Source organism: Massilia sp. MP_M2 (assembly GCF_039123635.1).
Lineage (GTDB): Bacteria > Pseudomonadota > Gammaproteobacteria > Burkholderiales > Burkholderiaceae_D > Telluria.
The window spans coordinates 230,429-245,578 of sequence record NZ_JBCHJF010000007.1; the positions used below are offsets into that span (position 1 = coordinate 230,429).

General features: G+C 64.9%; 12 protein-coding genes. 9 read left to right on the forward strand and 3 right to left on the reverse strand.

What is annotated here, in order from left to right; all coding sequences use genetic code 11:
• Positions 1 to 143: 143 nt before the first annotated feature.
• The 7 genes from RCH14_RS16380 (at position 144) to tssA (ending at position 9,828) form a co-directional block, all read left to right on the forward strand.
• Complete coding sequence (locus RCH14_RS16380) at positions 144 to 371, forward strand: hypothetical protein (protein ID WP_343027162.1); 228 nt, start codon at positions 144 to 146, stop codon at positions 369 to 371.
• Positions 368 to 1,957, forward strand: a complete 1,590-nt coding sequence (locus RCH14_RS16385; protein ID WP_343027163.1) for an ATP-binding protein — start codon at positions 368 to 370, stop codon at positions 1,955 to 1,957. The genes RCH14_RS16380 and RCH14_RS16385 overlap by 4 nt, the downstream gene beginning before the upstream one ends.
• 201 nt (positions 1,958 to 2,158) lie before the next feature.
• Positions 2,159 to 3,379, forward strand: a complete 1,221-nt coding sequence (locus RCH14_RS16390; RefSeq protein WP_343027164.1) for an efflux RND transporter periplasmic adaptor subunit — start codon at positions 2,159 to 2,161, stop codon at positions 3,377 to 3,379.
• Between the two features lie 6 nt (positions 3,380 to 3,385).
• Complete coding sequence (locus RCH14_RS16395) at positions 3,386 to 6,553, forward strand: efflux RND transporter permease subunit (RefSeq protein WP_343027165.1); 3,168 nt, start codon at positions 3,386 to 3,388, stop codon at positions 6,551 to 6,553.
• Positions 6,554 to 6,560: 7 nt separating this feature from the next.
• On the forward strand, positions 6,561 to 7,241 hold the full coding sequence (locus RCH14_RS16400) for a response regulator transcription factor (RefSeq protein ID WP_343027166.1): 681 nt from the start codon (positions 6,561 to 6,563) through the stop codon (positions 7,239 to 7,241).
• A complete protein-coding gene (locus RCH14_RS16405) occupies positions 7,238 to 8,635 on the forward strand; it encodes an ATP-binding protein (protein ID WP_343027167.1) in 1,398 nt (465 codons plus the stop codon). Before RCH14_RS16400 ends, RCH14_RS16405 begins: the two co-directional genes overlap by 4 nt.
• A 110-nt stretch (positions 8,636 to 8,745) precedes the next feature.
• Positions 8,746 to 9,828, forward strand: coding sequence for a type VI secretion system protein TssA (gene tssA, locus RCH14_RS16410; RefSeq protein ID WP_343027168.1), 1,083 nt, complete (start codon positions 8,746 to 8,748; stop codon positions 9,826 to 9,828).
• A gap of 448 nt (positions 9,829 to 10,276) precedes the next feature.
• Here the strand turns inward: tssA and RCH14_RS16415 are convergent, their stop codons facing one another.
• Together RCH14_RS16415 and RCH14_RS16420 are read right to left on the reverse strand one after the other, a co-directional pair.
• Positions 10,277 to 10,915 carry a YitT family protein gene (locus RCH14_RS16415; protein WP_343027169.1) on the reverse strand — a complete coding sequence of 213 codons (639 nt, stop codon included), beginning with the start codon at positions 10,913 to 10,915 and terminating at the stop codon, positions 10,277 to 10,279.
• Positions 10,916 to 11,286: 371 nt separating this feature from the next.
• Entirely contained in the window at positions 11,287 to 12,204 is a 918-nt protein-coding gene (locus RCH14_RS16420) for a LysR substrate-binding domain-containing protein (RefSeq protein ID WP_343027170.1), read from the reverse strand.
• 94 nt (positions 12,205 to 12,298) lie between these two features.
• Here RCH14_RS16420 and RCH14_RS16425 point away from each other — a divergent pair, with 94 nt between their 5' ends.
• Positions 12,299 to 13,381, forward strand: coding sequence for a tartrate dehydrogenase (locus RCH14_RS16425; RefSeq protein WP_343027171.1), 1,083 nt, complete (start codon positions 12,299 to 12,301; stop codon positions 13,379 to 13,381).
• Positions 13,382 to 13,444: 63 nt separating this feature from the next.
• Positions 13,445 to 13,927, forward strand: a complete 483-nt coding sequence (locus tag RCH14_RS16430; protein WP_343027172.1) for an RDD family protein — start codon at positions 13,445 to 13,447, stop codon at positions 13,925 to 13,927.
• Here the strand turns inward: RCH14_RS16430 and RCH14_RS16435 are convergent, their stop codons facing one another.
• Positions 13,928 to 15,094, reverse strand: coding sequence for a mandelate racemase/muconate lactonizing enzyme family protein (locus RCH14_RS16435; protein WP_343027173.1), 1,167 nt, complete (start codon positions 15,092 to 15,094; stop codon positions 13,928 to 13,930).
• Positions 15,095 to 15,150: the final 56 nt, after the last annotated feature.

Consider the following 15,150-nt stretch of genomic DNA (forward strand, 5'->3'; position numbering starts at 1 on the left):
AACTCAGCAAATATGGAAATTGCCGACAATCAAGGAAATAACGAACCCGCCTGCGCCCGGTCGGCCTTCTGCACCACCCGGCAAGCGGCCGCACGGATCGGCCTCTTGCACCGTACGCTGCAGATGTGGGTGGAGAACGGCGCATGCCGGGCATGGACGGTTTCGGGATGATTCGCGGCCTGCGCGGCAACCCGGCCACCGCGTCGATGCCGATGCTCGTCATCAGCGGCACGGACAAGCCGGCCGTGCTTGCGCTCGACCTGCCCGACGACGTACCCTACCTGACCAAGCTCGCCCCGCTCGCGGCGCTGCGCGCCGCAGTCACAGCGGCGCTCTCCCGGCTCACTGAGACCAATCCTGCACACCCATGATCAACGAGACGCCGACCGCGCACCGCCCGATTTCCGCCTCCCTGCCGCCGGACGAAGCCCGGCGCCATGAGGTGCTGCTCGAGCTGAACCTGCTCGACACGCCGCCGCAAGCCGCACTCGACCGCATCACGCGCATGGCGACGCACCTGTTCAAGGTACCGATCGCGCTGGTGAGCCTGATCGACACCGACCGCCAGTGGTTCAAGTCGCGCGTCGGCCTGGCGCTGACCGAGACGCCGCGCTCGGCGTCGTTCTGCGCCCACGCCATCCTGCAGGACGACGTGATGGTCGTGCGCGACGCCCGCGCGGATGCGCGCTTCGCCGACAATCCGCTGGTGCGCGGCGAGACGGCGGCGCGTTTCTATGCCGGCTCGCCAATCGACGTCGGCGACGGCGTGCGGATCGGCACGCTGTGCATCATCGACAGCGTGCCACGCGAATTTTCCGACGCCGACCGGGCGATGCTGCGCGACCTGGCCGGCATGGTGGCCGGCGAAATCGCCACCATCGAACTGCGCGCCGCCTGCGAGCGTGAGCGCGACGGCGCGCGTGCACTGCGCGCGCTGCTGGAACACCTGCCCGACGCCGTGCTGCTGCTGGACGCCGGGGGCCGGGTCCTGTCGTGCAATCCGGCGGCCGAGAAACTGTTCGGGGTGCCCGGCCCCGCACTGGTGGGCCATGCGTCGACCACCCTGATCGGCATGGCGCCGCAGGTGGTTTCGCGCCACGAGGGAACTGCCCACCGCGCCGATGGCAGCCCCTTCGCCGCCGAGATATCGATCGCCGAAATGCCACTGGACGGCCATGCGCACCTGGTGGCGACAGTGCGCGACGTGGACAGCCTGCGCGCCGAGCGCGAACGGGTACGCAGCGCGAACCAGCGGCGCCACGATTATTTTCGCACCGCCAGCCACGAACTGCGCACGCCGATGGCGAGCATTCTCGGGTTTTCCGAATTGCTGCTCAAGCGTGAATTTGACGCTGCGACCGGGCGCGAGCTGATCGACATCATTCACCGCCAGGCCACGCGCCTGATCGGCCTGGTGAACCAGATGCTTGACCTGGCCCGCATCGATGCGGGCGGCGCGGCCCAGCTGCGGCCAACCTTGCTGGACCTGGCCGACCTGATGGCCAGGATCAAGGGCGCGCTGGCCGACGAGGCACACGCCGCACGGATCGCGCTGGAAGTGGCGCCCGGCTTGCCGCCCGTGACGGCCGATGCAGCGCGCGTACAGCAGGCGCTGACCAATATCGTCAGCAATGCACTGGCCTACTCGGCGCCGGACAGCGTCGTCGACGTGCACATCGCGCAGCAGGAACGCGCCGGCCAGACGGGCGCCGCGGTGCGGGTGCGCGACCAGGGCGTGGGCATGACGCCGGAGCAGCGCAAGCAAATCTATGACGCCTTCTGGCGCGCCAACGCCCTGCCCGATGTGCCCGGGAACGGCCTGGGCATGACCATCGTGCGCGAAATCGTCACGGCGCATGGCGGCGTGATCGAGATCGTGTCGTCGCCGGGCGACGGCACCGAAGTCGCGCTGTGGCTGCCAGCGCGCGCCGATACCGGGAGCGAAGCGGCCATCTGATACCCCCGTAGTCTGGTGGTGGGCGACCAGACCGATGTGCGCCTTAATGTTGCCTGCGACTTACCGTTGCCTGCGACTTACCGTTGCCTGCGCCAACATTAACGATATTTAACGAATTATCCACCCGTACTTAAGCCTGCGCCGTGCATAGTCGAAGGTAGGGAACAATACGCTCTCCACCTTGCAACGGATCCGACACCCATGCCCTCGATGACCCTTCCGCGCCGCCGTGCGCTGGCGACCGCCATAACGGCCGCCGCGCTGCTCGCCGCCTGCGGCAACGACCCCAAGCCTGCCGCGCCAGCAGTGCCCGAAGTGGCCGTATTAACAATGGCGACCACGAACGTGGCGCTGAACATCGCCCTGCCCGGCCGTACGGCGCCGTACCTGCTGGCCGAGGTCCGGGCCCGGGTTGATGGCATCGTGCAGGAACGCCGCTTCACCGAAGGTGCCGACGTGCGCAAGGGCGAGCCGCTGTACCTGATCGATCCGGCGCCCTACCGCGCCGCCGTCAAAAGCGCCGAAGCCGAGCTGCAACGGGCGCAGGCGACGCTGGCCAGCAATGTGTCACAGCTGAATCGCAACCGGGTGCTGGTGAAGGAAAATGCCGTCAGCAAGCAGGAATTCGAAACCGCCGAGGCGGCGCAACTGGAAGCGGCGGCCGACGTCGCTGCGGCCAAGGCCGCACTGGACGTGGCCCGCATCAATCTTGGCTACACCACCGTGACCGCGCCGATCGCGGGCCGCAGCAGCGTGTCGGCCGTGACCCAGGGCGCGTATGTGCAAGGCAGCGCCGCCACCTTGATGACGACGATCCAGCTAATCGATCCGATGTACGTCGACCTGCAACAGTCGAGCAGCGAGGGCCTGGCGCTGCGGCGCGAGATCGCCGCTGGCCGCGTGCGCATGGAAGGCATTGATGCCGCCAAGGTCAGTCTGCAACTGGAAGACGGCAGCACCTACAGCAGCAGCGGCACGCTTGCGTTTTCGGGCGTGACGGTCGACCAGGCCACCGGCTCGGTCACGCTGCGCGCGCGCTTCCCGAATCCCGACAAGCTGCTGTTGCCCGGCATGTTCGTGCGCGCGAACGTCAGCCAGGGCGTGCGGCAGGGGGTCATGCGCGTGCCCGCGACCGCCGTGACGCGCACGCCGCAGGGCACGGCCACCGTCATGATCGTGGGCCAGGACAACAAGGCTGCGCTACGCACCGTGCGCACTGGTACGCTGGTCGATGGTTTCTGGCTCGTCGACGACGGCCTGAAGGCCGGCGAACGCGTGATCGTCAGTGGCGTGCAGAAGCTGCGGCCGGGCACCGTGGTCAAGGTCGCCGCTGCACCGGCAGCTGCGGCGGCACCCGCACCTGCACCTGCACCAGCAGCGGCAGCGGCGCCTGCTGCAGCCACCGCCGCGCGCCAGGAATAATCCAAGATGCCAAAGTATTTCATCAACCGTCCGATCTTTGCGATCGTCATTTCGCTGCTGATCATGCTGATGGGCGGCATCGCGCTGCTCAAGATGCCAATCGAGCAGTATCCGCCAGTCTCGCCGCCATCAGTGCAGATTCAGGCGAGCTTCCCCGGCGCGTCGGCCGAGACCATGCAGAACACCGTCATCCAGGTGATCGAGCAGCAGCTGACGGCGATCGACAACCTGCTGTACATGCAGTCCACCAGCGACGACACGGGCCAGTCGACGACGTCGCTGACGTTCGCCGCCGGCACTGATCCCGACATCGCCCAGGTCCAGGTGCAGAACAAGCTGCAGGCGGCGGTCCCGCGCCTGCCGAGCGAGGTCCAGCAATCGGGCCTGCGCGTGACCAAGTCGACGTCCGACTTCCTGATGGTGGCGGCGTTCGTTTCGGACGACGACAGCATGACCAAGTTCGACATCGCCAACTACGTCGCCTCGAACATCCAGGATCCGCTCTCGCGCATGCCGGGCGTGGGCAGCATGAACCTGTTCGGCACCCAGTACGCGATGCGCATCTGGCTCGACCCGGTCAAGCTGACGAGTTATGCACTGACGCCGCTCGACGTCACCGACGCGATCCGTGCACAGAACGTGCAGATCGCGGGCGGCCAGCTGGGCGGCACGCCGGCGGTCGAGGGCCAGACCCTGAGCGCCACCATCAACCAGGCGACCATGCTGCGCACGCCCGAGGAATTCAAGCGCATCCTGGTCAAGGTCCAGCCGGACGGCTCGTCGGTGCGCATCGGCGACGTCGCCCGCGTCGCGCTGGGTCCCGAAAACTACAACGTCGACGTGCGCTACAACGGCAAGTCGGCTTCGGGCCTGGGCATCCAGCTCGCGCCGAACGCCAACGCGCTCGATACTGCGGCCGCCGTGCGTGCACGCTTGACGGAGCTGGGCGAATTCTTCCCGCCGGGCCTCCGCACCGTGTATCCGAATGACGTCACACCATTCATCGAGACGTCGATCGAGGGCGTGACCCACACGCTGATCGAAGGCATTGTGCTGGTGTTCCTGGTGATGTACCTGTTCCTGCAAAACTTCCGCGCCACCCTGATCCCGTCGATCACTGTGCCGGTGGTGCTGCTGGGGACCTTCGGCATCATGTCGGCGCTGGGCTTTACCATCAATACCTTGTCGATGTTCGGCCTCGTGCTGTCCATTGGCCTCTTGGTCGACGATGCGATCGTGGTGGTGGAAAACGTCGAACGCGTGATGCACGAAGACGGCTTGCCGCCGAAAGAAGCGACGATCAAGGCCATGGGCCAGATCACCAGCGCGCTGATCGGCGTGGCCCTCGTGCTGTCGGCCGTGTTCGTGCCGGTGGCCTTTTCGAGCGGCACGGTTGGCGCCATCTACCGCGAATTCTCGCTGACGGTCGTGTCCTCGATGCTGCTGTCGGCGTTCATCGCGCTGACGCTCACGCCGGCGCTGTGCGCGACGATGCTCAAGCCGGTCGACCCGGAGCACCATGAAAAGAAGGGTTTCTTTGGCTGGTTCAATCGCTCGTTCGATGCAACGCGCGACCGCTATCTGGGCGGCGTGACGCGCATCCTTGGCCGGCGCGCGCTTTGGATGGTGGTCTACCTGCTGCTGGTTGGCGCCGTCATCGCCCTCTTCCTGCGTCTGCCGGGGGGCTTCCTGCCGAAGGAAGACCAGGGCTATATGTTCGTCCAGGTGCAGACGCCGGCCGGCAGCACGCAGGAAACGACGGGGCGCGTGCTGGAAGAAATCAGCCAGTACCTTCTGAAAGAAGAGTCAAAGGTGGTCGAAGCCACCTTCATGACCAATGGCGCAAGCCAGCCACAGCGCGGCCAGAACCAGGGCCGCCTGTTTGTGCGCCTGAAAACCTGGGACGAGCGCAAGGACGAGGCGCTGGGCGTGTCCGCGCTGGCCAACCGCATCACGGCGCGCTATGCCAACTACCAGGGCGCGACCATCAACACGGTCGAGCCGCCATCGATCCGCGGCCTGGGGTCGGCCAATGGGTTCTCGCTGCAGTTGCAGGACCGCGGCGGCCTGGGGCACGACGCACTCGCCAAGGCGCGCGACCAGCTGCTCGAACTGGCGCGCAAGGAGCCCAACCTGCAGCGCGTGCGCTTCACGGGCCAGGCCGATAACGCCACCTACAAGATCGACATCGACCGCGAAAAGGCGGCCGCGCTGGGCGTTAACCTGACCGAAGTCGATCAGACCTTCTCGACGGCCTGGGGCTCGCGCTACATCAACAACTTCCTCGACACGGACAACCGCATCAAGCGCGTGTACGTGCAGGCCGATGCCCAGTTCCGCATGAACCCGGACGACATCAAGCTGCTCTACGCGCGCAACGGCGCCGGCGAGATGGTGCCGTTTTCGAGCTTCGCCAGCGCGCGCTGGGCCTGGGGTTCGCCGGCGATGGCGCGCTACAACGGCATCGAGTCGGCCGAGATCCTGGGCCAGCCGGCGCCTGGCTTCAGTAGTGGCGAGGCGATGGCGATCATGGAGCGCCTGGTGGGCGAACTCCCGGACGGCATCGGCTTCGAATGGAGCGGCATCTCGCTGCAGGAATCGCAGGCCGGCTCGCAGGCGCCGCTGCTGTACGCGCTGTCGATCCTGGTCGTGTTCCTGTGCCTGGCCGCGCTGTATGAAAGCTGGGCGATCCCGATCTCGGTCATCATGGTGGTGCCGGTCGGTATCCTCGGGGCCCTGAGCGCGGCTACGGCCTTCGGCATGGAGAACGACGTGTTCTTCCAGGTGGGCCTCTTGACCACCATTGGCCTGTCGGCCAAGAACGCGATCCTGATCGTCGAATTCGCGCGCGAACTGCAGATGCAGGGGATGGGAATCGTCGAAGCGGCGCTGGAATCGTCCAAGGTGCGGCTGCGCCCGATCATCATGACGTCGATGGCGTTCATCCTGGGCGTGCTGCCGCTGGCATTGTCGAGCGGCGCCGGTTCGGGCAGCCAGAATGCACTGGGCATCGGCGTCATCGGCGGCATGCTGACGGCGACGTTCCTGGCACCGTTCCTGATTCCGCTGTTCTATGTGATCATCGCGTCGCGCTCGAAAACGCCGCCTCATGCCGATGACACGCCGGACGATGGTCAGGCGCCGACCGCGCCTTCGCAGCCGCAAGCGCATTGAGGTCGCCGTGAAACTGCTTCTTATCGAAGACAATGAGCGCGTCGCGCGCTTCGTCAACAAAGGCCTGAGCGAAGCCGGGCACACGGTCGATCATGCCGACAATGGCCGCGACGGCATGGTCTACGCCGTCACGGAACCCTATGACGCGATCGTCATGGACCGCATGCTGCCTGGCGGGATCGACGGCCTGGCGCTTATCGAAACGTTGCGCCAGCAAGGCAACCGGGTGCCGATCCTGATCCTGAGCGCCCTCGATGGCGTGGACGACCGCATCCGGGGCCTGCGCGCCGGCGGCGACGACTATCTGACCAAGCCGTTCGCGTTCGGCGAACTGCTCGCGCGCCTGGACGCGCTGCTGCGCCGTTCGCAAAGCCAGGCCGTGGAAACCGTCATGACGCTGGGCGACCTGAGTGTCGACATGCTGGCGCACCGCGTCACCCGTGCCGGCAAGCCGCTGACGTTGCAGCCGCGCGAATTCAAGCTGCTGGCCTATCTGCTGCGCCATGCGAACCAGGTCGTCACGCGCACGATGCTGCTCGAGAACGTGTGGGATTACCACTTCGACCCGCAGACCAATGTCATCGATGTCCATATCAGCAAGCTGCGCCAGAAGATCGATGCCGGCTTTCCCACGGCCCTGCTGCGCACGGTGCGCAATGCCGGCTACATGCTGACCGACCAGCCTTGAGCGAAGCGCACACGATGCTCAGGCTCCCCAGCTTTTCCGCCCGCACGATCGCCATCGGGTATGGCATGGTGACGCTGCTGGTCCTGGCGATGTTCGCCGGGCCGCTGTGGTACGCGTGGCATACCAATATCGGCGAGGTGCGCAGCCAGCTGCTCAAATCCGACGCGCAGCACCTGAGCAATCTGTTCATCCGCCAGGGCCCGCCCGCACTGGCCGCCGCGATCGACAGCCAGGTCCACGGCGTCAACGACGGCGTCCGCAAGATCATGCTGTTCGTCGCGCCCGACGGCGCCAAGCTGGCGGGTAACCTGCAGGCCTGGCCCGAGGGCGTGCCAAACCGCGATGGCCTGTGCCGTGTGACGATCGTGGTCGACGATGTGCCGCGCAATGTGGAGCTGGTGCGGGTGTCGCTGGAAGATGGCTACCGGCTGCTCGTGGCCAGCAACCTGAATCGCTTCCAGAAGCTCGAACGCCTGTTCACATATGGCTTGCTTGCGTGCGCGATCACGGTGCTGCTCAGCGCCGCACTGGGTGGGCTCATGATCCGCCGCGCGCTGCTGCGCCGCATGCAGGGCATCAGCGACACCACTGCCTCGATCATCGAAGGCAAGCTGTCGCACCGCCTGGTCGAACCGGGCGATGGCGACGAGCTGCAGCAGCTCACGCGCACCGTGAATCGCATGCTCGACCAGATCGAGCATCTGGTGACTGGCGTGCAGGATGTGTCGAATGCGATCGCGCACGACCTGCGCACGCCGCTGTCCGAATTGCGCGCGCGGCTCGAAGAACTGTCGGTGGCACGGCCAGCGCCGGACGAGACCTTCGTCGAGATCGACGCTGCGATCGATGACGTCGATCGCGTGATGGGCATCTTCAATGCCTTGCTGCGGCTGGCCGAAATCGACAGTGGCAGCCGGCGTGGCGGTTTCGTCGACGTCGACCTGGCGGCGCTGGGCGCCGAGGTGACCGAGTTCTACGCGCCGGTCGCCGAATTGAAGGACATCGCGCTGGGATTTGACGCCCCGGACGACCTGCATGTGGTGGGCGACCCTGTGCTGCTGGCGCAGGCGCTGGGCAATATGGTTGACAATGCGCTCAAGTATGCCCCGGTGCGCGGCGCGATCGCGATCTCCGCGCGCCGCGTCGATCCCGACACCGTGCAGATCGTCGTGGCCGACAATGGTCCCGGCATCCCCGTGCACGAACGCACGCGCGTCATCGAGCGCTTCTACCGGGTGGATGCCAGCCGCGGCACACCGGGGGTGGGGCTTGGCCTGAGCGTGGTATCGGCGGTGGCGCGGCTGCATGGCGGTACGCTGACACTGGCCGACAACCAACCCGGCCTGCGTGCCACGCTGCGCATCGGTGACATGACGTCGGCGGCATCAGTTTAGGCTTCGGTTTCGGCTTCGCCCTGTGGCGCCTGACCTGGCGGCCGCATTTACGCTACAGTGTGGCCTTTATTGGCGTCCCATCCGTCGGACTGCCTCACCGGGAGAGCCTCATGCCTGAACCAGTTCCACCAAACGGCGACCTGACAAGGCGCGCCGACGACCACTTCCTGCGCCACCTCGGCGTCACGTTCGAGGCGCTGGCAGCGCCGGTGGATCCGGCCAACCCGGCGGGCTTGCCAGCACGCGCAACGAGCGTCTACCGCGCCATCATCGAAGCGCGCCAGGGCGATGAAGACGTCCAGCCGCGCGGCGTCTGGCAGCGGCAACCGAAGCGCTCGGACTGGCCGCACGTCAGCAACCTGGCCGCCGGCGCCTTGCGCAGCCAGGGAAAGGACCTGCAACTTGCGGCATGGCTGTGTGAATCGCAGGTCCACGAACATGGCCTGGCCGCGCTGGCACCCTGCCTGCTGCTGGCGCACACGCTGTGCGAGCGTTACTGGACTGCCCTGCATCCACAGCTTGAAAACGACGACACCGAAGAGCGCGCAAACATCCTGCGCTGGCTGGACCAGAAGCTGGCCCCGACGCTGCGCCAGGCACCGCTGTTGACGACGGAAGATGGCCGTTCCCATACCTGGGCCGACCTGGAGCACAGCGCGCAGGACCATGCCGGCCAGGATCACGCTGACCCCACACTGATGGCGATGCCCACAGCCATGCTGAACGAGCGCATCACGGCACTGGAAGACGCGCACGAGACGATCGACCTGATACACCGCATCTTCGACGAGCACCCAGGCGCGAGCACCCTGCGCCTGGGTGCGTTGGCAGAGCAGATACACGCGATCCTCACGCGCCTGCGCGCCGAACAACAAGCACGAATCCCGCCGCCCGCGGATACGCCGGTCGAACCGCCACCAGCGCAAGCCCCCACAAACGGCACCGAAGCGCCCCAGTTCCGCGACCGCGCCGACGCCTACGCCTGCCTGGCCGCCGCCGCAGCCTACCTCGCCCACGTCGAACCGCACAGCCCCACGCCATACCTCGTCCAGCGCGCCGTCGAATGGGGCAATATGAACACCGGCGCCCTCTACCAGGAACTCTTCATCCGCCTGGGCGGCCAACTGAGCATTTTCGACATGGTCGGCAGCAATATGCTCCCCACCCCCGAAAAAACCACCCCACCCCAATAAGCCCAATCAAAATCAGGGTCAGAGTCGATTTGTTTGACAACTTCAGAAAATCAATTGCTTATTAATTCGACTCTGACCCCAATTGATTTGCAAGATCAACTGCTGAGATTAGGGTCGGAGTCGATTTGTTTGACAACTTTGGGTAATTGCCCATTAATTCGACTCTGACCCTAATTCTCCAAGCGGATTTGCAGAAGCCTGCAAATGCCCTCACGGTATTGATTACTTGGGAGAATTTGCCAATAGACAGATAGCGCTAACAATGGCACAAAATAATGAGGGTCAGAGTCGAATTGTTTGTCAATTTTTATAAATCAATTGAAAAACAATTCGACTCTGACCCTAATTTTTATGCAATTTTTTACGAGCTCATCCACACGAGCGCGAATATCAGCATTTACTAAAGGCTATTACCCAGCAATTCTACTCTGACCCTAATTGTGGGGGGTTAGCTGCCGAAGTAGCGGCCGGCGCGGTGCCAGGCCATGACCATGCCGCTCATGGCGACGGCGCTCAGGGCGGACCAGGCGACCAGGTGCGGGGCAACCAGCAACAGTGCCAGCGCAAGAATCACGCTGTCGATCATGATCTGGGTGCGGCCGGCGTTGATGTTGTATTGCTTTTGCAGCCACAGCGTGACGATGCCCGTACCGCCGACGCCGGCGCCGTGGCGCGCGAGCGCCAGGATGCCCATGCCGCAGAAGGTGCCGCCGCCCAGGGCTGCCACGGCCGGGTGGACCCGGTCGATCACCAGCACGAACGGCATGATCTTGAGCAGGCCCATGATCATTGCGCTGCCGGCGAGCGACTTGATCGTGAAGCGCGCGCCCATGAAGAAGTAGCCGAACAGGAAGAACGGCACGTTGATCATCATGAACAGCGTACCGACCGACAAGCCGGTCGAGTACGACGTCAACAACGCGATGCCGGCGACACCGCCGGTCAGCAGCCCCGCCGCATGCAGCAGCACGATGCCGATCACGACGAACAGCACGCCGACGAGGATGCCGTAGACGTCGTCGAGCGTCGAATGCGGCTTGACCTCGATGATGGGGCGCGATGGCTTGCTTGGGGAGCCTGGGTACATGACCGACTGACTCACGCGCGCACCATCACGCAAGCAGGCGCATGCCGCGCTGCGCACGTCGGTGCGCGCGGTGTCACCGCGCGAGCGGGCAAGTGGCGGGTGGCCGCGCACATGGAATCGGCGAGCGTATGGCAGGAGTTCATGGTCTTCGAATGATCGGATGTTGGGGGAAGCTGCAGGCGGCGCAGGTCTGGTCAAAAGACGCAAACAAGCAAGTTACGGTGCGCTAAAGCCCGCCATTATCGCCCATGTTGCGGCGCAGTGTCGAGCCGCGCGAATGCAGTCTGTCGCGAATGGGCGAACCGGTTGTGCGCTGCACCGCGACGGTGCACGAATCGCACCAATTGCGCCAATTGCGCGCCCACGGCGCGCTACAGTCCCGCATCCGGTGCTTCGCCCGCCGCCAGCTCACGCTCGAGGAATTCAACGCACACCCGCACCTTCGCCGAATTCCCCAGGCGCTGTGGATACACGGCCCACACATTGGCCTCTTGAGCATACTCGGGCAGGATTTGCACCAGCTGCCCGGATGCCAGCAACGGCTGCGCATGCCAGCGCGAACGCAGCACGACCCCGGCGCCGTCCAGCGCCCAGCGCAGCGCGATTTCGCCATGGTTGGTCGACAGCGCGCCCGACACCTTCACCGTCTCCTCAAAGCCTTTCGCGCGCAGCCGCCACACGCCGAACGGATGATCGCGTTCCTTGATCACCAGGCACTGGTGCGCCGCCAGATCCTGCAGCGTGCGCGGGATCCCGTGCTGCGCCAGATACGCGGGCGCGGCGCACAGGATGCGCTGATTGACCATCAGCCGCCGCGCGATCAACTGGGGCGCGATCTCGTCACCGATCCGCACATCGAGATCGAACCCTTCGGCCACCGGATCGACCAGCCGGTCGAACACCTCGAAGCGGATCTGCAGCGCCGGATAAGCGCGCGCCAGCCGGGCAATCGCCGGTGCGACGACATTGCGGCCGAACCCGAAGCTGCTGCAGACACGCAGCTGGCCGCTGGGCGCCCGACGCCGCTCGGCTGACTCTTCGATCAGATCATCCAGGCTATCGAGAATGGCCTGCGCGCGTACAAACGCCTGCGCGCCATCCTCGGTGATGACGATGCGCCGCGTCGTGCGCTGGAACAGCCGCACGCCCAGCGCGGCCTCGAGCACCCCGATCCGCTTGCTGACATACGCCGCCGACATGCCAAGCACCTGCGCCGCACCCGCAAACGACCCTTGACGCGCCACGGTCACGAACACGCGCAAGTCGGTATTCTCCGGCAGATTATTCACGCTGCGTGTTCCTTAACACCACAAGAAGCAGCATTATAAACACACCGTTTTGCATTATTCTTGCAGCATTCAGTTCAGCTCAGAGGAGACACCCATGAAAACCCACAAGATCGCCGTGATTGCCGGCGACGGCATCGGCAAGGAAGTCATGCCCGAAGGCCTGCGCGCGCTGGACGCCACCGCCAAACGCTTCGGCATCGACCTCGAATTCACCACGTTCGAATGGGCCGACTGCGACTACTACGTCAAGCATGGCAAGATGATGCCGGACGACTGGCGCGCGCAGCTCTCGGGCTTCGAGGCCATTTTCTTCGGCGCCGTCGGTATGCCCGACATCGTCCCCGACCATATCTCGCTGTGGGGCTCCCTGCTCAAGTTCCGGCGCGAGTTCGACCAGTACGTCAACCTGCGCCCGGTGCGCCTGATGCCGGGCGTGCCCTGCCCGCTCGCCAACAAGAAGCCGGGCGACATCGACTTCTACGTGGTGCGCGAAAACACCGAGGGCGAATACTCGTCGGTCGGCGGCAAGATGTTCGAAGGCACCGAGCGCGAGTTCGTGCTGCAGGAATCGGTCTTCACGCGCCACGGCACCGATCGCATTCTCAAATACGCGTTCTACCTGGCCCAGAGCCGCCCCAAGAAGCACCTGACCGCTGCCACCAAATCGAATGGCATCTCCATCTCGATGCCCTACTGGGACGAGCGCGTGGCCGCGATGGGCGAACAATACGCCGACGTCAAATGGGACAAGTACCACATCGACATCCTGTGCGCGCGCTTCGTGATCTCGCCCGAACGCTTCGACGTCGTCGTGGCGTCGAACCTGTTCGGTGACATCCTGTCGGACCTTGGCCCGGCCTGCACCGGCACGATCGGCATCGCGCCGTCGGCCAACCTGAACCCGGACCGCACCTTCCCGTCGCTGTTCGAACCGGTGCACGGTTCGGCCCCGGACATCTACGGCAAGAACATCGCCAACCCGATCGCGATGATCTGGTCGGGCGCGATGATGCTCGAGTTCCTGGGCCAGGGCGACGCCAACTACACGGCCGCGCATGACGCCATGCTGGGCGCGATCGAGCGCTGCCTGGTCGAGGGCCCGCGCACGCCCGACATGGGTGGCACCGCCAACACCACTGAAGTGGGCCAGGCCGTCACGCGCTACCTCGCGACTTAAGCCACGCCGCGGTTGGCCAGTGCTATTGTGTGGGTCCTTACAGCACAACCAACCGGGGCCACCATGCAGCCGCACGAATCGACCGAACTGGAATACGTTGGCTTCTGGGCGCGCACCGGCGCGGCGCTCATCGACAGCATCCTGGTGATGATCGTCGCGCTGCCACTGCTCTACGCGATCTACGGCGCCGCGTATTGGGACAGCACAGAGATGATCATGGGCCCGGCCGACTTCATCATCAACTGGCTCCTGCCGGCCGCCTTCGTACTCGCGCTATGGATCAAGCTCTCGGCCACCCCGGGCAAGATGGCCGTCGGCGCGATCATTGTCGATGCGCGTACCGGCGGCAAGCCAAGCACGCGCCAGTTCATCATCCGCTACCTGGGCTACTACGTCTCGATGATCCCGCTGTTCCTGGGCATTCTCTGGGTCGGCTTCGACGCGCGCAAGCAGGGCTGGCACGACAAGATGGCGGGCACGGTCGTCGTGCGCCGCAAGGGCGGCGTGACGCAAGCGGTCAGATTCGACGCCAAGGACCGCGCCTGATCATTCGGTCAAGCGCCGCATCTGCGCAATCAGATCGGCCTTGCCTTCAAAGCCGATCCCCGGCAGATCGGGCATCGTGATATGGCCATTCTCGACCTTCACGCCATCCGGGAAGCCACCGTACGGCTGGAACAGGTCGGGATACGATTCGTTCCCGCCCAGCCCCAGGCCGGCCGCGATATTCAGTGACATCTGGTGCCCGCCATGCGGGATGCAGCGCTTGGCCGACCAGCCGTGCTCCTTCAGCATCTCGAGCGTGCGCAGATACTCCACCAGGCCATAACTGAGCGCGCAATCGAATTGCAGCCAGTCGCGATCGGCGCGCATGCCGCCGTGGCGGATCAGGTTGCGCGCATCCTGCATCGAAAACAGGTTCTCGCCGGTGGCCATTGGATTGGCGTAGTGGTTGCGTAACGTCGCCTGCAGCTCGTAGTCCAGCGGGTCGCCCGCTTCTTCATACCAGAACAGGTCGTACTGTGACAGCGCCTTGGCGTAGCGGATCGCCGTGTCCAGGTCGAAGCGGCCGTTGGCATCGACCGCCAGCTTCTGCCCGTCGCCCAGCACACCCAGGATCGCATCGATGCGGCGCAGGTCTTCGTCGAGCGAGTCGCCGCCGATCTTCTTCTTGACCACCGTGTAGCCGCGATCGAGATAGCTGCGCATCTCGTCTTTCAGCTTGCCGTGATCCTGCCCCGGATAATAGTAACCACCGGCCGCATACACGAACACGCGCCGCTCGGGCTGGCCATCGCCATAGCGGTCGGCCAGCAGCTGAAACAGCGGCACGCCCGCGATCTTGGCCGTCGCATCCCACACGGCCATGTCGATCGTGCCGATGGCCACCGAGCGCTCGCCATGCCCACCCGGCTTTTCGTTGGTAAACATCGTCTGCCAGATCTTGTGCGGGTCGAGGTTCGCGCCCGTGTCGTCCTGCAGCGCGGCCGGATCTGCCTCGAGGATGCGCGGGATGAAGCGTTCGCGCATCAAGGTGCCCTGGCCATAGCGGCCGTTGGAGTTGAAGCCGTAGCCGATGACCGGCTTGCCATCGCGGATCACGTCGGTCACCACGGCGACCACGCTCAGCGTCATCTTGCTGAAATCAATGTAGGCATTGCGGATCGGGGAGCTGATCGGAACGGTCTGCTCGCGGATGTCGACGATTCTCATGGCGCTGCCTCTCGTGTGCTGGTTGAACGAGACACCAGATTATTCGCTGTGAAGGC